The sequence below is a fragment of the Bordetella genomosp. 4 genome (assembly GCF_002261185.1).
Taxonomy (GTDB): Bacteria; Pseudomonadota; Gammaproteobacteria; order Burkholderiales; family Burkholderiaceae_B; genus Bordetella_A.
In genome coordinates, this window is the sequence record NZ_NEVQ01000012.1 from 345117 (window position 1) to 362188 (window position 17072).

Here is a 17072-nt window from a genome sequence, read left to right on the forward strand (position 1 = left end):
TGAGCCGATTTTTTGGTCGGCGCAAAGGCCGCCAGTCTACGGCAAGACCGGCGGCCTTTTTGTGCCGAGCACGCGGTATCACCTAGTGATATTTAGATTTTTTACGTGATAGCATTGTCCGAATACATCAAGGTGTGAGATTTTCTTTAGTGTCATGAAATCGTCCACTTAGGCTCATGTGTATCGGCGCGGCCCGGGAATAGGGCCGTAGACAAAGTAGGCTCACTTTGATGGTGGGTATCCGTGTTCCTGGCTTACGCTCTCTATTTTGCTGCTATAGGCATCAGCATCATTTCCTTGTTGAGCGTAGTCATGCGCTTGATCTCGCTGCGCGAATACAGTCCGACTGGATGTGTGCCGGTGTCAGTGATTTTGCCTCTGACGGGCGAGGCCCGATCTTTCGGGACGCTGCTTGAAGCGCTCAACAAGCAGACCCTGCGACCCGCCTGTTTGCTTGTCACGGTCGAGTCCGAGCAGGATCCTGCCTACGCCCGGGTACGAGCCGAGGCCCATAACGCCAAGTTCCCCATCAAGCTGATCGTTGCGGGCCCAGCCATGCATCAAGCGCAGAAATGCCGCAACCAGCAGGCCGCACTGGATTGCCTGGACCCGGAGATCAAAGTCATTGTATTGATGGATGGCGATATCGTGCCCGACGCAGAATGGTTAGGCGGCTTGGTCTGGCCTGTCGTTTCGGGGCAATACGACATCATTAGCGGCCATCGCTGGCAGCAAGTCGCCAAACACCGCATCGGCGCGCATTTTGTCACGGCCGCTGATCGTGCGATCACCTTGTTGCCGCGTATAGAGCTGGATTGTGCGTGCGTGACATGGGGGGGCAGCATCGCCATGACGACGCTGGTCGCGCAGCGGCTGGATTTGCGGTCTCTATTTGACCGCGTGCTTTCCGATGATTTGGCCTTGGCTTGCCGTGCTGCTGAATTGGGGCTGCGCGTTGGGACGCATAAGTCATTGCTGGTGCCATCGCCGAATCAACAATCGTTTGTCTCCGCGTGGCATTTTGCGCGCCGGCAGTATCAGATGTGCCGCATCTATCGGCCCGCACTGTGGCGTCTGGGGTTGTGTGTGGTCAGCCTGCGCTTGTCCGGCTGGGGGACGGCGATGTGGTTTGCCGTGATGGAGGGTACCGCTATCTGGGTGCTAGCATCGTTGATGACCCTTGGTGGCCTGAAACAATATGGGATCGGCGAAGTGTCCCGGCAGGTGGATATGCCCGACCCATGGTCTGTGCGGTTGGTCCAATTCGTATTGGGCTGTCTGCAGCCGATTGTGGATGTCTTTCACCTGAGCGTCATTGCCGCGGCGCATTGGGCAGGCCGCGTGCGATGGGGGCATGTGACGTATCGCGTATTGGGCCCGGACAATATTCAGGTCGAGGCTCGAGAGCCGTTTGGCGGCAGGCGTCCACTTGAGCGCGACTACGCGACGAATCTCGCTGATTGGGAATTGGCTGAGATCGCTGGCCAGGGCGGAGAGAATCCGCCCGTAGGCGGAGCCTCTTGATCGATGCTTGCAAGATCCAATGGGGACGAATGCATGACCGGGTTTTGTTTACGAACCCGATTTTTGTTCTGACGGTGCGGACGCTGGTAGCGGCTCGCACGTGAAGTCAATAGTCGCTTCTTTGGGCATCAATCCCGTAGCGTGATTGGATGTCACCTTGGGTTGCGTCATGCGCTTGTTCATCGACGCGCAATGGGCCTCGGCTTGCTCACGGGCAATGTGTTTGACCTCGACCCACGTCTGCCATTTCGCTCCGGCGTTATACGTCACCTGGTACGTATCGGGTCCGGTGGGCGTAGTTTTGCTCATGCTGGTGCAGGCAGCGAGCAGCGAAAACGTCAAAACACAAGTGAGCGGGCGAAGCAGCATGGGGATTCCACGAATAAGATCAGTGCTATTACAAAGCACAGAGATGCTCTGTGCAAGTGCGATAGCTATTATCGGCGGGCATGCTAGCATGCCCGCCAAACGTCATTCTTCACGAGGTTTTCATGGATATTCAAGAACAAATCGCAGTTATCGTGCACACGATTTCGCATCAGGGCGGGCGCATCGATGCATTGAACTCGGTCCTGTCATCAATGCTGCATCTGGCCAAATCGTCGCCCGGTCTGCGTGAGGCGATCGAAGCGCAGTTGGAACAGAACTATTCCAGCTTGTTGGCGCGTTCTGAAAATCCGCAATACGTGGCGGGTTTTGAAAGCGTCCGTGACAGCGTGCTGGCTGCCGTCAAATAAGCTCTCCGAGGGCCATTGCTCGACTTACCCACAGCTTCTGTGGACAACCCTTGGGATAGCTTGGGCAAAGAAAGAAAATGTCCTTGTGGAGCAAGGGTTTACCCCAGGCGGTTAAATCCTGACATCAATGAGCAAGAATCGGGCCCGAGGCTGGTCTGCTGGTCGAGACTAGCCCACCTCAGCCACGATATCGCTGAGCGTACGCATGGCCTGGGCCATCTGCGGCGTATAGGGCGAGCCGCAGCTCAGCCGCAAGAAGTGGCTGTAGCGGTCAGAATTGGAAAACATGGTGCCGGGGGCGATGCGTATTCCATGCGCCAAGGCCCGTTCAAAGACTTTGGTGCTGGACCGTTGGCCAGGCATTTCCACCCATAGCAGCATGCTGCCTTCGGGCATGCTCAGACGAGTACCCGGCGGGAAATATCGGGCCACGTCTTCGGCAATGTGCTCGCGTTGGCTCTTCAACTGGCGGCGCAGACGGATCAGATGACGATCATAGGCTTTGGACCCCATGTATTCGGCGACCGCCACCTGGGCCAGGGGCTCATTTGATCGGCTTTGCGCAAATTTCAGCATGGCGACACGCGCGGCCCAGCGGCCGCCCGTCATCCACCCCAAGCGCATGCCGGGTGCCAGGGTCTTATGCATTGAGGCGCAATAAATCACATTGCCGGTGTGATCCCAGGACTTGATCGCTGGCCGCAATTGATTGTCATCGCAGAGCAATCCATAGGTGTCGTCTTCGATGAGGGCAATCTGATGGCGTTCGCACAGCCTCACCAACCGAGCCTTTTCGGTATCCGGCATGACGCATCCCAATGGGTTTTGAAAATTGGGCACAACAACGACGGCGCGCAGGTGCGGATGGGTCTGCAGCGCCAATTCCAGCGCGTCGACCGACAGGCCGTGTTGCGGGCTGGTTGGAATCTCTAGCGCGCGCATGCCCAGGCTTTCCAAAATCTGTAGCAGGCCGAAGTACACCGGCGATTCGACGGCAACGGTATCCCCCGGACGGGCGACCGCCCGCAGCGCCAGGTTGACAGCCTCGATACAGCCGTGGGTCACCACGATATCGTCCGGCCCCAGGTTCATGCCTAATTCCAGGGCGCGGCGCGCCAGGACGGTACGCAGTTCCGGATGGCCGTGGGGCGGCACGTGATCGACCAGCATGGTGGGATGCTGGCGCACGGCGCGAATCATCGCCTGCTTGAGCGCTTCGGCCGGATACTGTTCCGGTGCGGCTGCGGCAAGGGCCAGATTGATGCTGGTCGTGTGCCGTTCGCACTGCGCGATGAATTCCGAGACACGATCATGGATCCCTACGTAGTTGGCGGGGCCAGGCAATACTCCGAGATCAGGTTCGGACGCCGGCAGCATGACCGTGCGATGCTTGGCGCGCACGAAATACCCCGAGCGCGGGCGGGCTTCGATCAGGCCGTCGTCTTCGAGTTGCCGGCAGGCTTGCAGCGCCGTTGACAGGCTGACGCGATGCGTACGGACCAGGTTGCGCACCGATGGCATACGCTCGGCGGGCGCCAACACGCCGTTATCGATGGCCCGGCGATAGTGATCGGCCAGCCGTTGATATAGGGGCTGCTCGTGGGTAGGCTGAACTTGAGGGGAGGTCATAGGCACATCCATCTCAGCATCATGAGCCCGATCGGGCCAAACCGTAATACACAGTTTGCGGGAAAGACGACCATAACAGATCCCCAAAACGCTGTCTGTTACGGCACAGAAAACCAGCCTGTGTGTCTGTTGCGATGAATGCGAGGCGCGTAATCTGACTGGACGGTTCGGGGTTTTTTCTGCCGGGCCGCCCCAAGGCAAAAACGGCCCCTTGGCGGGCAGTAAGCGGGGATACGGCCATTTTCCTCAGGAACGCCATCATGACCAGCAGCAGAGCCTCCGGCACCAGTACATCCAGTTTGACGGAAGAAATCGTCTTGCCCCCCGGCGCGACACAAACAGTGCACGGCATCCAGGGTACGGTGCTGATCTGCCTGACGGGCAGTGTCATCCAGCATCAATCCATTCCGCGTGATGGCGACGCCATGCCGTACATCGCCCAGTCGCCGTTGCGGCAGGGGGAGTCTTATGTGTTCGAAGACACCCGTGCGATCCTGCTCAGGGCCGAGAGTCTGACACATCTGTTATGTATACGGCCACGCCCGGCTTGGCGTGTATGGGTCAAAAGATTGATGCAGCGCATCGAATATTATGCTATGATTACAAACATCAGACGCGGGGTGGAGCAGTCTGGCAGCTCGTCGGGCTCATAACCCGAAGGTCGTAGGTTCAAATCCTGCCCCCGCAACCAAATCTAAAACGCTTCCGTGCGAATTTCGCCGGAAGCGTTTTGTTTTTTCGACTCCGTACACAGTCCGGCCTTAGATCAGATTACGCCGTTTTCCGGACTGGCCCGCCACGCTCGTCGTGCACCGCTGCGAACACCGGGGCGCGCGGCTATAGTACGACCTGAAAATCAGCGCATAGGGCGTGCAGGAGGAGTCATGTTCCATCGTACCGTCGTAAGCTTGTGCATCGCGGCTTTGGCCCCGATGAGTGTCTGGGCGTCAGATAATAATGGCTCGATACGCGAAATCAGACTCTCATCGGGCGGCTTGGCCGAGATAGTCAGGGCCGCCCCTGTGAGTCAGGATGGCACCATTCGTCTGGAGGTGCCGCTTGATCAGGTCGACGATATTTTAAAAAGCTTGGTGCTGAACAGTTCCACGGCTTCGGTATCGGGGTTTTCGTTGACGGGCCCCAGGCCGCTTGAGGAAAGTTTCAAAGGCCTGCCGTTTCCGCCTGAGGCGCTGGCCTCAGTGCCTGCGCTATTGACCGCTTTGCAAGGTGCCGCTGTGACGGTGACGAGTAATGGCAAAACGGTGCAGGGCAAGGTGTTGGGAGTCGAGCCGCGCAAAGGTGCCGATGGCGCCCAGTTTTTTCTGCTGTCCGCGCTGACGTCCGCAGGCGCGGTCGCGACGCTGGAGCTGTCGCAAGACGCATCTGTCGCGGTCGATGACACTGCACTGAGGGACAAGCTCGTCGAAGCCGCCGACGCGATGGCACGTGCCAAGAACGATCGATCGCGCGTGATCAGTATCCATGTGGCCGGCACGTCGAATAACAATGTCGACGTTTCATATGTGATTGCCTCACCCATATGGAAGACCGCATACAAGGTTGTGGCTCGGGACGACGGAAAAGCCCGTTTGCAGGCCTGGACCGTATTGGAGAATGCCAGTGGAGAAGACTGGAAGCATGTCAAAATCGTGCTGAGCTCTGCGGACCCTGTGACGCTCAGGCAGCGTCTGCATCAGTTGTATTGGAAGAATCGATACGAGCTGCCGGTCAATACGGCTTCGACCAACGTGCCCAGGGCGGATACGGGAAACTTGGCCAACCGTGAACAGGCAGCGCGTGCTGCTGAGCCGGCGGCGTCCGCTCGGATGAGAGCGATTCGTCCGGCGCCTGCGGCTCCGATGCTGGAGGCAGCAGCTCCCGCACCTATCGCAATGGCGGACCAATACGGTGGAGCAGTGGCGTCCGCGCAGGACGGCACCGCAACGAGTGAAAGTGATGTTTCGGCCACGTTTGCGTTGCCAGGCACGTACGATCTGGCCAATGGCGACACGTTGTCTGCGCCTATTGTTGACGCTGAAGTGCCGGCCACAATGGTGTCTGTGTATCAGGCGGGCGCATCGTCACCCCATCCCGTGGCTGCATTGATGCTCCAGAACACGACAGGTGTCAGCCTGCCTGGCGGCATCCTCACGATTTATGACGCGCAATCTGGATATGTCGGCGATGCCCAGCTGGTAGGGTTGCCCAACGAGGATACGCGTCTGGTCAGCTTTGCCACAGATCGGAAGGTAAGCATTACCGAGGATCAACAGCCGGCCGATGAAGTCGTTGAGATCAAGGTCGTGGACGGGTTGCTGCGCTTGACGCAAAAGGCGCGCGTCGTGACGCGGTACACCGTTTCTGGCGCCCTGGACGGCGAGCGTGTTGTCGTCATCGAGCATCCAGTTCGGCCGGGGTGGACGTTCTCATCGCCTGCCAGTGACGGCAAAACCGCTACCCACCATCGGTTAAAGGCCACTGTCGCGGCCGGCAAAGAACAGACATTGGAAGCCGTGGACGAGCAGTTGCAGCGCAATGCCTATGCGGTGGTTGATACTGCACCCGACATGTTGTTGGCGTGGTCGGCTTCCAGTCCCGACAAGGCCTTGGCGGCCAAACTGGTCCAGTTGGCCGAGGCACGCAGAAAGCAAATCGATGCACAGGCCGCTCTGCAAGAGTTGGACGAAGCACGGGAGCGTCTGGTGAATGAACAGGAGCGCATTCGGCAGAACCTCGGCGCGGTGCCGGGTAGCAGCGATTTGAGTACGCGTTATCTGAAGCAGCTTGAAAGTAGCGAAAACGAAATCCGCGGGTTGAGCGACAAGCGGGCCGCACTACAGGACGATGTTCACAGTCTCGACGGCAAAGTGCAACAGATTCTCAGAACGTTCTGAGACTGAAGCCTTGTTTGTCTTGGGGTAAATCCCACTGTAGCAGCCGCTTCGGGCATGGGATACCATGCCCAGGCGGGTTATCAGCTATATCTTCTCAGGAGACGTGTCACATGGGTACAGCCAAGTATGATCATCCCGGCTATATCGCAGATATAGGTGCGCAAGGACAATACTATGTGGGTGTTTGGTGCCCGCATGGCTATCCGGCGCATGTGCATATAGGTGACGCTGCCTCGGCCGCGGATTCGGCGGATGCCAGCTTGCGGCTGCGTATTCCCGATGGGGCATTCCAGTCGTTATCTGACGATTTTGAAACGCTATGCCGGCGTGCTATTGGCCAGGCACTGAACACGGGTTTGCTGAAGACTGGGTTAGGGGGCTTTCAAGAGACACGCCTGGCACTGGAAACGGAGCCGTGGCCGGGACCGATGCAGGCAGCGGCCAAGCAGTAGGCGCTCGGTGCCAGATAGGGCTGGCTGGCAGCCTTGTGGTGTTATTGAATCGGTGCGCGGCGGCTGCTGCGCCACTGCGGTTACTGGGCCTGATTGCCCGGCTGGCCCAGCATGGCCACCAAGGCCTGTTTCAGATGCGGCGAAAAGATCGGCACTGTGTGCGATACGCCATCCCGGTCCGTGCCTTCTTTCAAGGTGACCGATTGCCCTTCGAAAATCTCCGGCGCTTTGCGCATCTCGACGTAGCGGGCGAGCAGGGCATCGACCTGCTCCTGTGCGAGGCTTAACGGGGATGCGCCGGCCAGCCGCCGGGCGGTATGGGCCTGCAATACACGATGCAGATCATCGATGAATAATGCCAACGCAGCTGAGCCCTGGGCGGGCTGTTGCCAACCCCAGCCTTGGTCCGAATTGCCGGGCGTAGAAGAAGAATGTCGCATACCGTCATCCTACCTTATGAAAGCTATGGCGTGTATGACACAGTGTGCGCCGTTGGCGCGCCGATTTGTTTGGCGATTTGTTAAAAAACGGTGCATGATTACCGGGCCGGCAGTCTGAGGTCCGGCTCCAGGGTCAGTAGGTCTGGCCCCGATGATAAGTCGTCATAGGAGAACTCATGAAAAATCGCATTTTGCTCGTCGTTCTGCTTGCTGTGTCAGCCATCTCGGCGGGTTGCAATACGATTGCGGGGGCAGGCAAGGACATCGAGAAAGGTGGTGAAAGTATTCAACGCGCCGCTGATTGAGGCGGGCAGCCGCCGCTCACATGTTTCGTGGGCGGCACGCCGCACGACGTGCGGCCCGTGTGATGCATAATGCCACCATTAGTACTATCTAGTGGGAATGACTATGCGCACTTTGGGTCTGGCAGGGTTGAGCATTGCCGTTGTATTGAGCGGTTGCGCCAGCAAAGGTTTATTGTCCGGCGATCCTCCAGGAGCGACAGAAACTTTTCCGGTACAGGCGGATGTGCAGGCGGCGCATCGGCGCGCGGGCGAATATGTGCGTGTGTGCCATAACGAGCGCGCCTATCCCTATGGTGTTGTGTACCAGTCGCATCAAAGTCTGGGGGAAAAGGGCGCACCCAACGAGATCCGGATTTTCAAGCAAACCGAGCCCGCCAAAATTTTGGAAATCATTCGAGCCCAATCAGACGGTCCGAATACGTCGAACGTCACCGTTATGGTCCTGGGCGAGGGACAATGGGATCAAGCCGAGATCGAGGCAGCCAAGACTTCGATCCAGAGCGCGACGCCGGTATGCCGTCCCTTGGACAACAAGTAACGCGCTTCGAATCACGATAGAAAATCGCTTGCGACGCACGAAATCCTGGGTTTAATATACGCATTGCGTACATTAGCAACCCAGGGGCCGCCATGTCCATTTCCCAGCAAGCCTTTCTACGCGACGCCATGCGTCGCCTCAATCTGACTCGCGATGTTTTCGCCACCCGTATCGGTGTGAAACGGCGTGCCCTAGACACGTGGCTCCTGCCGGAAGGATCGCAGGAGTTTCGTGCGATGCCCGAGGTGGTCGAGCGTTTTGTCAGCGAAATCGTGCAAAACGGTGCTTTGCTCGAAAAATATACGCAAAGCGCACAGGTGGGCCCACTGCGCGAACGAATCGCGGTGAACGGCAAGCACCAATTGCTGTCTGTGGATCAATTTACTCGCGAATCGGTCGAGGACCTGTTCCGCGTGGCGGATTTGATGCAGCCTATTGCCCGTCGGCAAAAAGTGTCTCGCGTTCTGGAAGGCGCGGTGCTGGGTAATCTGTTTTTTGAGGCCAGTACGCGGACGCGCGTGAGTTTTGGTGCGGCATTCTGCCGCTTGGGCGGTTCGGTGTGCGATACCACCGGGTTTACCTTTTCCTCGATGGCCAAGGGCGAGTCGATTTACGACACCAGCCGTGTCATGAGCGGCTATGTTGACGCCATGGTGATCCGTCATCCCGATAAAGGGTCCGTCGCCGAGTTTGCACAGGCCACGAATATTCCCGTGGTCAACGGCGGCGACGGTCCGGGTGAGCATCCCAGCCAGGCGCTGTTGGACCTGTATACGATACTGACCGAGTTTTCGCGCCTGGGTAAGCTGCTCGATGGTGCTCATATCGCCATGGTCGGCGATCTGAAATACGGGCGTACGGTGCATTCGCTGATCAAGCTATTGGCCTTGTACAAGGGTATCAAGTTCACCTTGATTTCTCCTCCGGGCCTGGAAATGCCGGATTACATCATCGAACAGGCCAGCCGTAACGACAATGTGATCGAGCAGAAAAGCAGCCTGGCAGAAGGTTTGACGGGGGCGGATGTGATTTATGCGACGCGCGTGCAGAAGGAGCGTTTCGCCAACGAGGAAAGCGAAGGCTACACGCCCGAGTTTCAGATCAGCCGCGCGACCATCGACGCGCATTGCGGACCCGACACGATTGTCATGCACCCGCTGCCGCGCGACAGCCGGCCTGGCGCCAACGATCTGAGCACGGATCTGAATGACGATCCGCGTCTGGCGATTTTCCGTCAAACGGATAACGGTATTCCGATCCGGATGGCGATTTTCGCGGTGCTGCTAGGGGTGGAAGGTCTGGTGCAGCATTCGATGCGTGACGTGACGTGGAAACATCCGTCGCATATCGGTCCGGACGATTCGATTTTCCACGGGCTGGATTGATTGCCCTGGCAGGCGGTCATGTCTGGCCGCCTGACGTGGTCGTCGAGGCTGCTTTTTTACCGTCGGGGCGCCCCACGGTAAATCCCACGTTGGGGGTAGCAAGCAGGAAGGCGTCGCGATGAACGCAATGCAATACCCCAAAGGCTGGATTGAACCCCCAGCCGTTGGGGTATTTTTTTTAAATACGCTTTTCGCCGCCGAGGGCTTCGGTCAGGTCGGCCAGCAATTTGGCCAGTTCGCCCGTCATCAGTGCCATGTCGGAATCGAACTTCTCATCGTCATTTTGCATGACAGTGTCGTTGCCTTCCTTGAGAACGTCCAGCGGCGCGACACGCTTTACGTCGAGGGCTTCGGTCAGCACGAAGGACACGCGGTCGGCCCAAGTCAAGGCCAAGCGGGTGCATTGTTTGCCTGACTGAATGTGGCGGCGCACGTCGTCGACGTCAATGGAGTGCTTGACGTAGCGAATGGCGGCGCGGCTTTCGCCCGAGGCGCGCAATTCAGTGTCCTGGTCGATGCTGAAATTGCTAGGGGCCTCGTCAGCGGCCAGCCAGCCGGTCATGGCGGCGGCGGGCGATTGCGCGACGTACAGATTTTCCAGCGGCAGCGGGTCGATGGTCTTGACCAGCAGGCCGATGACTTCATCGGCCTTGGCCGAGGCGGCGGCGTCAATTACCAGCCAGTGATTGACCGGATCGATCCAGACGCGCGTGTCGCGATAGACGCTGAAGGCCTTGGGCAAGAGCTCGTCGGTGACGCGCTCTTTGATTTCCTTCATTTGCTTGCGGCCGGGCTTGTAGCCCTGTTGCTCTTCGATTTCCTGAGCGCGGGCGCGAGCGACCTGGTTGACGACCGTGGTTGGCAGCAGTTTTTTCTCGGCACGCAGGCTGAGCAAAATCTGCTGATTGACGGTGTGCGACAGCGCAGCATTTTCGCGGGGAGAAATCCAGCCCACGCTCTGCATTTCGAGATTGTTGCCGGATTGATAAGCATGCCGAGCCAAGCTTTCTTCAAGCTGTTCGCCGGTCAGCGTCCACGGTGCGGATAGTCGGTAGATCTTGAGATTCTTGAACCACATGGCGTCGGGCAAAAGGGTTGATTCTATACGACCCTTGCCCGACTCGCCGGCAGGTCAGTGCTTTTCTTGTGTATCTCGAGGCGACATCGGGCGGGCTCTGGACGCTGGGTTCCTCCAGGTGCCGGCCGTGTAACGTCCGGTTAATGGGGCTGCGTTTTATGGCTAGAGATCGACTTTGACTTTGCCTGATTTCACCAGGGCCGCGACCTCGCGAATTTCCGACAACAAGGCCGTTTGCAATGCCTCGGGCGTGCCTCCTGTGGGCGTGAAGCCTTGTTCGCCCAGTTTGCGTCGGACGTCTTCCGTTTGCAGTGCGCGGTTTACGCCCTGATTCAGCGCGGCGATGATTTCCGCCGGTGTCCCTGCGGCGCAATACGTGCCGAACTGGATTTGTGCGGCAAATCCCTGATAGCCGCTTTCCGCGACTGTGGGGATGTCCGGATATTTGGTTAGGCGTTCTGCACTGGTGACGGCCAGCACGCGCAGCCGGCCGCTTTTCAGGTAGGGCTCGACAGCGGCGACGGTCGCCACGACCACCTGGATCTGTCCGCCCAACAAGTCCGTCATCATGGGGCCGGTGCCTCGGTAGGGCACGTGCAGCATGTCGATGCCGCAGGCGGCCTGCATGAGCTCGGTGGCGATATGTTGGGGCGTGGCGTTGCCAGGTGTGCCAAAGGTCAGATCCTGAGGGTGTGCCTTGGCTTGCTCGACCAGCTCTTTCAAGGTCTTGGCCGGCACGTCGGCGTTCACGGCAACCATGTACGGCGAGCGCGCGATCGGACATACCGGCGCCAATTGTTTGAGCACTTCTTCAGGCGGCCTGGCGTAGTAGCGCACAGAGGGGACCAGGCCTGCAAATAGCAAGATACTGCCGTCTTTGGCACCGTTGGCGGTGTAGTCCGCGCCCAGCATGCCACTGGCTCCGGGCTTGTTTTCGACGATGACGGAGCGGTTCAGTGCGGGCTCTAGCGAGGCGGCGATCACGCGCCCGAGTACGTCGGTGCCGCCGCCTGGCGGAAATGGGACGACGACGCGCAACGGCGCTTCGCGCGTCCAGGCGGGTTGAACAAGTCCTGCGGCGCCTAGGGCGGCAGCGTATTTGAGTAGGGTTCTGCGATTCATGATGTGTCTCCTCCCCGAGGCGGGAATAGTGCTTATGCAGAGGCTCGCGAGAAAAAGCCGCACAACGCTTGAGCCACGATAGCGGGGGCTTCCACGGGCAACATGTGGCGCTGTCCTGCCACGATCTGCAATTGCGACTGCGGCAGGTCGGTGGCCAGGGCTGTGCTCATGCGTGGCGTGGACCCCACGTCATCGCTGCCTGTCATGACCAGCACCGGACAACGGATCGCGTGTGTATCGATCAGACGATCGCCTGTGGCGAACATCCGATACGCATGCAGAAAACTTGCGCGATCGTTGGCGAGCAAGCGCCGTCCGATTTCCTGGACGCGAGCTTCGTGGGTTTGCCGGTACGCAGGGGTGAACCAGCGCGCTAGAGAGATTTCTGTCGAGGCTTGTGCATCCTGAGTCGCAGACGCATCGAGCCGCGCGCGGACGGCGGCGGCTTCGGCCTCGGTACGTTGATAGACGGTACTCAGCAGTGCCAGCCGCTTGACGCGTGCGGGCCTGGTCGCGGCGTAATGGCCTGCAATCAGGCCTCCCATGGAATAGCCCAACAAATGAACGTCATTCCAGCCGGCGTGGTCCAGGACCTGGTCCAGTTGTTTGGCGAAATCCTCTGGTGTGACTGCAGCTCGTAGTGGCGCTGCCTGTCCGTGACCGAGGAGGTCGTAACGCAAGACCTCGAAATCCGGTTCCAGGCAGGGGGCGAGGTCATTCCACAAGTGATGATCCAGGCCCACGCCATGCAACAGCACCAGGGGTTCGCCTTCGCCTGATCGGCGCTGCGCAGCGTTCATTTTGCTTGCGCCTCTTGTTCCAGTTCTTTCAAGTCGGAATAGCGATTGCCGATGCGGTGATGCGGACGGCCGGCGGTGGCCGCGCCCAAGGCAATCACGATTTCATCGGGGGCCGGCGCGTCGTAGATGCAGGTCTGTACGGTCAGATAGTGCGAACGTAAGCCTTCGTCTTGTTTATGCATCATCGGAATCGAAATCACGCAACCGGGGCCGCCGCGCGTGTTCGTGAAGCTCAGGTAGCTGGTGCCTTCTACCGCGTTGCGATACGCGTTGCCAAAACGCAGGGTATGGATCAGGGCTGAGGCGTGCTCGACTTCGCCCGAGGTGCCGACGACAGCGGCTTTACCGTAGGCCTCGATGGCATCGGACGACCCTGCATGACGCAGGATTTCGCCGACCAGTAATTCGCCCAATGGCGGTGCGGCGGCAAGGATTTCCGGACGCAGATTTTCCTGGAACGGCTTGTCGGCCCACGGGTTACGGATCACGGCGGCGGCCACGATCATCACTAGCGGCTTTTCGGCGGCTTTGCCCCCCTCGATCAGGGTCTTTTCTACGTAGCTGACGACTTTGCGAATTTGCACAGACATGCTGGGCTCCCAGTTGAACGATGCATGCATTGTTGGGGGTGCAGCCCAGTTTTAGCAATCTAAAATAATTCATGTTAATTTCGGAAAATCCGAAATTAGCCGGATGGCATCCGATGTCTGCTCCATTAAAAATTCAGCATTTGCGTCAGTTCGTATTGGCGGCCGATCTTGGCAGTTTCAGGGATGCGGCACACGGCACTTTTCGTTCACAAGCAGCCGTTTCGGCAGCCATGCAAGACTTGGAACAGCAGATTGGCGCGCCGTTGTTCGAGCCTGGCAAACGTGCGCGCTTGACGCCATTGGGACAGACGTTGCTGCCGTCGTTTCGAGAGTTGCTGGCTACGCATGACCGTGTCCAGGACGGGGCGAGGCTCTATGCGATGGGATACCAGGGGCCGGTGTCTTTAGCGGTGATGCCTTCGTTGGCAGATGAGTGGCTGCCGCGATTGGTGGCGCGTTATGCGCAGCGCCATCCTGACGTGCGAATCCGTGCGGTGGATGAGTCTTCTCCCAATGTGCATCGTCTGGTGCTGTCGGGGGATGTCCAAGTGGGGGTGGCAGGCCAGTTGCCGCGTACGGAGGAGTTGGCGTTCAGCCCTGTTGCGCGCGATAGTTTTGGTCTGGTTTGCCGCAAGACGCATCCCTTGGCACGGCGCCGCAGTGTTCCGTGGTCTGCGTTGGCCGGCGAGCGCTTGATTGCGAATGCGACGTTTGCCACGCTAAAAGGCCGCCAACTCGGCGCTGGCGTGGATGATCCGGCGATGGATATTTCGAATCGCGCCTCGTTGTTGGCCAGTGTCGCGGGAGGGCTCGGAGTGACCGCATTGCCCGTCTTGGCTCGACCGCCGGCGAGTACGGGCCTGGCGTTTGTGCCCTTGGTCGAGCCTGTTGTCGAGCGTATCGTCGGTGTGTTGACGCGTCGGGATGAGACGCTTTTGCCGTCGGTAGCTGCGATGCATGCTTTGGCGTTGCGTTCGTTAGCGCAGTTCACGCGGCGCAAAGGGGCTACTTTGTATTAGTGAGCGGACGTTGCGTCGCACAATGGATCGGTAACGATTCTGACTGGTAGCGTAGTGCGACGCGTTCTGTCACTGACAGACGCCGGACCTTCTGGTATCGTCCGCCGCATCGTCATTGATGAATAAAGGATGATAACGATGAAACTGGCGACGCTTGTGGGTGCGGTGCTGATCGCATTGGGTGCGGCGGCATTGGTGTACAAGGGATTCGACTACACCAGCGAAGAAACCGTGTTGCAGATCGGTTCGGTCAAGGCGACGGCGGAAACGGAAAAATCGGTATCGATTCCGACGTGGGCCGGTGTAGCTGCGATCGTGGTGGGTGTGCTGGTGATCGGCTTCGGCCGCCGCCGTTGAAGGCAAAAAAGACCCCCACGCTGCGCCTTTGGCTTGCGGCCCCCCGAGGGGGCGTTTTTTGCCTTGGGACGGCCCGGCGGCAAAAAAAGGCCCGGCTTAAAAAAGCCGGGCCTGGCAGGGTCACACAATGCTACGCCGTTAAAGGCTCGCGGGGGGCGTAGCATCGGTGTCAGAGAACTGGCCCTGCAATCGTCGGACTGGGGATCAAACGTCCGGCAATGTAGGGCAAGGCCGTGTTCTGAGGTTCCAGTCTAATCGCGGCGGTCTGACATCGTCCTGAATCTCAGTCTTATAAAAAATCTCGTCGCGGCTGTTGCGGGTTGACGCCTCTGACAGCAGCGTTCTGAGCTATTGGGACTGACCAAAAAAAAGCTCCCGAAGGAGCTTGGAAGAGCCAGACAGGCGCAGCAGTCCTGCCTGGCGGGGGAAAAAAGCGGTATCAGTCGTTGATGTCCACGTCTTTGGTCTCGCGGACAAACAAGGTTCCGATGACCAGCGTCATGACGGCGATGATGATCGGATACCACAAGCCGTCGTAGATGTTGCCTGTCGCAGCCACGATCGCGAACGCCACCGGGGGCAAGAAGCCGCCGAACCAGCCATTGCCGATGTGATACGGCAAGCTCATTGAGGTGTAGCGGATGCGGGTGGGGAACATTTCGACCAGCATGGCGGCGATCGGTCCGTACACCATGGTCACGTAGATCACCAGAATGGTCAGCAGGACTACCACCATGACTTTGTTCATTTGTGCCGGATCCGCCTTGGCAGGATAGCCGTGGCTGCGGATCGCGTTGGTCAATGCGGTTTTCAGCTCGGCTGACTTGGCCTTGAACTCATCGGCCGACATGTCCTTGCCTTCGAAGGAAGGAAACTCGTCATTGCCGATTTTGACCTTGGCTACGGTGCCGGCGGGGGCTGCCTGGTTGGCGTAGTTCACCGAGTTACTCGCCAAGAACGACTTGACCACATCGCATGAACTCGTGAATGACGAGGTACCCACCGGATTGAATTGGAACGAGCAGGTCGCCGGATCCGCAATCACGGTGACCGGCGCCGACGCCTGGGCTTTTTCAAGCGCGGGGTTGGCGAAGTGGGTCAATCCCTGAAAGATCGGGAAATAGGTCACCGCGGCGATCAAGCAGCCCGCCATGATGATGGGTTTGCGGCCGATGCGATCGGACAGCGAGCCAAAGAGCAGGAAGAACGGCGTGCCGATCAACAGGGCCAGCGCGATCAGGATGTTGGCGGTGTTGGCGTCGACTTGCAGCGTCTTGGTCAAGAAGAACAAGGCGTAGAACTGGCCGGTGTACCACACCACGGCTTGACCCGCAGTCAGCCCCAGCAGTGCGATGAGCACGACTTTCAGGTTTTTCCATTGGCCGAAAGACTCGGTCAGAGGAGCTTTGGAGCCGCGGCCTTCTTCTTTCATGCGTTTGAAGGTCGGCGATTCGTTGAGCTGCATCCGGATCCACACCGAGATGCCCAGCAGCACCACGGAGATCAGGAACGGAATGCGCCAGCCCCAGGCTTTGAAGGATTCTTCGTCCATCAGGCCGCGCACGCCCATGATGACGAGCAGGGACAGGAACAGGCCCAGTGTGGCCGTGGTCTGGATCCAGGCGGTGTAGGCGCCGCGACGGCCTTGCGGCGCGTGTTCGGCCACGTAGGTGGCTGCGCCGCCGTATTCGCCGCCCAACGCCAAGCCTTGCAACAGCCGCAGCACGATCAGAATCGCGGGGGCGGTAATGCCAATGCTGGCATAGCTGGGCAGCACGCCCACGAGGAACGTGGACAGGCCCATGATGACGATGGTGACCAGAAAGGTGTATTTACGGCCGACGAGGTCGCCCAGACGGCCAAAGACCAGGGCACCAAAGGGCCGTACCGCAAAGCCTGCCGCAAAAGCCAGCAGCGCGAAGATGAACGCGGCTGTGGGATTTACACCCGAGAAGAAGTGTCCCGCAATGATGGCCGCAAGCGAGCCATACAGATAAAAGTCGTACCACTCGAATACCGTGCCTAGCGACGACGCGAAGATCACGCGCCGTTCGTCTTTGGTCATCGGGCGCGGGCCCGCGGATGGGCCTGGGCTGGCCATCGATGCTGTGCTCATGATGTCTCCTCGTTTTGGACCGGTGGTGATCCACCGTGCCGGCTCGTTTCCGGTATGTTCCGGTATTTGGGCTAGTAGAAAGGTAG

Annotated in this window: 17 protein-coding genes and 1 tRNA gene; 10 read left to right on the forward strand and 8 right to left on the reverse strand. The window is 58.9% G+C overall.

Going from position 1 to position 17072, the window contains the following annotated elements; all coding sequences use genetic code 11:
* Nucleotides 1-243 precede the first annotated feature (243 nt).
* On the forward strand, nucleotides 244-1524 hold the full coding sequence (locus CAL20_RS09425; RefSeq protein WP_094837678.1) for a glycosyltransferase: 1281 nt from the start codon (nucleotides 244-246) through the stop codon (nucleotides 1522-1524).
* 48 nt (nucleotides 1525-1572) lie between these two features.
* Here CAL20_RS09425 and CAL20_RS09430 read toward each other — a convergent pair whose 3' ends face one another.
* Nucleotides 1573-1833 carry a hypothetical protein gene (locus tag CAL20_RS09430; protein WP_256981399.1) on the reverse strand — a complete coding sequence of 87 codons (261 nt, stop codon included), beginning with the start codon at nucleotides 1831-1833 and terminating at the stop codon, nucleotides 1573-1575.
* Nucleotides 1834-2015: 182 nt separating this feature from the next.
* Between CAL20_RS09430 and CAL20_RS09435 the strand changes: the two genes are divergently transcribed.
* Nucleotides 2016-2261 carry a hypothetical protein gene (locus CAL20_RS09435; RefSeq protein WP_094837680.1) on the forward strand — a complete coding sequence of 82 codons (246 nt, stop codon included), beginning with the start codon at nucleotides 2016-2018 and terminating at the stop codon, nucleotides 2259-2261.
* A 168-nt stretch (nucleotides 2262-2429) separates the two neighbouring features.
* Here CAL20_RS09435 and CAL20_RS09440 read toward each other — a convergent pair whose 3' ends face one another.
* Entirely contained in the window at nucleotides 2430-3890 is a 1461-nt protein-coding gene (locus CAL20_RS09440; protein ID WP_094837808.1) for an aminotransferase-like domain-containing protein, read from the reverse strand.
* A 614-nt stretch (nucleotides 3891-4504) separates the two neighbouring features.
* On the opposite strand from CAL20_RS09440, the gene CAL20_RS09450 reads away from it, so the two are divergent.
* From CAL20_RS09450 to CAL20_RS09460, 3 genes are all read left to right on the forward strand, one after another.
* Nucleotides 4505-4581: transfer RNA gene (locus CAL20_RS09450), tRNA-Met, on the forward strand.
* Between the two features lie 193 nt (nucleotides 4582-4774).
* Entirely contained in the window at nucleotides 4775-6784 is a 2010-nt protein-coding gene (locus CAL20_RS09455) for a DUF4139 domain-containing protein (RefSeq protein WP_094837682.1), read from the forward strand.
* 110 nt (nucleotides 6785-6894) lie between these two features.
* The gene (locus CAL20_RS09460; RefSeq protein ID WP_094820554.1) at nucleotides 6895-7236 is read left to right on the forward strand and encodes a hypothetical protein; all 342 of its coding nucleotides are present in this window, start codon (nucleotides 6895-6897) and stop codon (nucleotides 7234-7236) included.
* Nucleotides 7237-7316: 80 nt separating this feature from the next.
* Here CAL20_RS09460 and CAL20_RS09465 read toward each other — a convergent pair whose 3' ends face one another.
* A complete protein-coding gene (locus CAL20_RS09465) occupies nucleotides 7317-7676 on the reverse strand; it encodes a hypothetical protein (protein WP_094820555.1) in 360 nt (119 codons plus the stop codon).
* A gap of 176 nt (nucleotides 7677-7852) precedes the next feature.
* On the opposite strand from CAL20_RS09465, the gene CAL20_RS09470 reads away from it, so the two are divergent.
* From CAL20_RS09470 to CAL20_RS09480, 3 genes are all read left to right on the forward strand, one after another.
* Entirely contained in the window at nucleotides 7853-7981 is a 129-nt protein-coding gene (locus CAL20_RS09470; protein WP_094820556.1) for an entericidin A/B family lipoprotein, read from the forward strand.
* Nucleotides 7982-8084: 103 nt separating this feature from the next.
* Nucleotides 8085-8519: a BPTD_2524 family lipoprotein gene (locus CAL20_RS09475; protein WP_094837683.1), complete on the forward strand. Its 435-nt coding sequence runs from the start codon at nucleotides 8085-8087 to the stop codon at nucleotides 8517-8519.
* A gap of 92 nt (nucleotides 8520-8611) precedes the next feature.
* Nucleotides 8612-9904: an aspartate carbamoyltransferase gene (locus CAL20_RS09480; protein ID WP_094820558.1), complete on the forward strand. Its 1293-nt coding sequence runs from the start codon at nucleotides 8612-8614 to the stop codon at nucleotides 9902-9904.
* Between the two features lie 178 nt (nucleotides 9905-10082).
* Here the strand turns inward: CAL20_RS09480 and CAL20_RS09485 are convergent, their stop codons facing one another.
* The 4 genes from CAL20_RS09485 to CAL20_RS09500 form a co-directional block, all read right to left on the reverse strand.
* Nucleotides 10083-10982 carry a recombination-associated protein RdgC gene (locus tag CAL20_RS09485; protein ID WP_094820760.1) on the reverse strand — a complete coding sequence of 300 codons (900 nt, stop codon included), beginning with the start codon at nucleotides 10980-10982 and terminating at the stop codon, nucleotides 10083-10085.
* A gap of 162 nt (nucleotides 10983-11144) precedes the next feature.
* Nucleotides 11145-12104, reverse strand: a complete 960-nt coding sequence (locus CAL20_RS09490) for a Bug family tripartite tricarboxylate transporter substrate binding protein (protein WP_094820559.1) — start codon at nucleotides 12102-12104, stop codon at nucleotides 11145-11147.
* A 32-nt stretch (nucleotides 12105-12136) separates the two neighbouring features.
* On the reverse strand, nucleotides 12137-12904 hold the full coding sequence (locus CAL20_RS09495) for an alpha/beta fold hydrolase (RefSeq protein ID WP_094820560.1): 768 nt from the start codon (nucleotides 12902-12904) through the stop codon (nucleotides 12137-12139).
* Nucleotides 12901-13494, reverse strand: a complete 594-nt coding sequence (locus tag CAL20_RS09500) for an amino acid synthesis family protein (protein WP_094837809.1) — start codon at nucleotides 13492-13494, stop codon at nucleotides 12901-12903. Before CAL20_RS09500 ends, CAL20_RS09495 begins: the two co-directional genes overlap by 4 nt.
* Nucleotides 13495-13607: 113 nt before the next feature.
* On the opposite strand from CAL20_RS09500, the gene CAL20_RS09505 reads away from it, so the two are divergent.
* Together CAL20_RS09505 and CAL20_RS09510 are read left to right on the forward strand one after the other, a co-directional pair.
* Entirely contained in the window at nucleotides 13608-14513 is a 906-nt protein-coding gene (locus tag CAL20_RS09505; RefSeq protein ID WP_094820561.1) for a LysR substrate-binding domain-containing protein, read from the forward strand.
* Nucleotides 14514-14651: 138 nt separating this feature from the next.
* Nucleotides 14652-14870 (forward strand): hypothetical protein, encoded by a 219-nt coding sequence (locus CAL20_RS09510; RefSeq protein ID WP_094820562.1) that lies wholly within the window; start codon nucleotides 14652-14654, stop codon nucleotides 14868-14870.
* A 439-nt stretch (nucleotides 14871-15309) separates the two neighbouring features.
* Here the strand turns inward: CAL20_RS09510 and CAL20_RS09515 are convergent, their stop codons facing one another.
* A complete protein-coding gene (locus tag CAL20_RS09515; protein WP_094820563.1) occupies nucleotides 15310-16986 on the reverse strand; it encodes an MFS transporter in 1677 nt (558 codons plus the stop codon).
* Nucleotides 16987-17072: the final 86 nt, after the last annotated feature.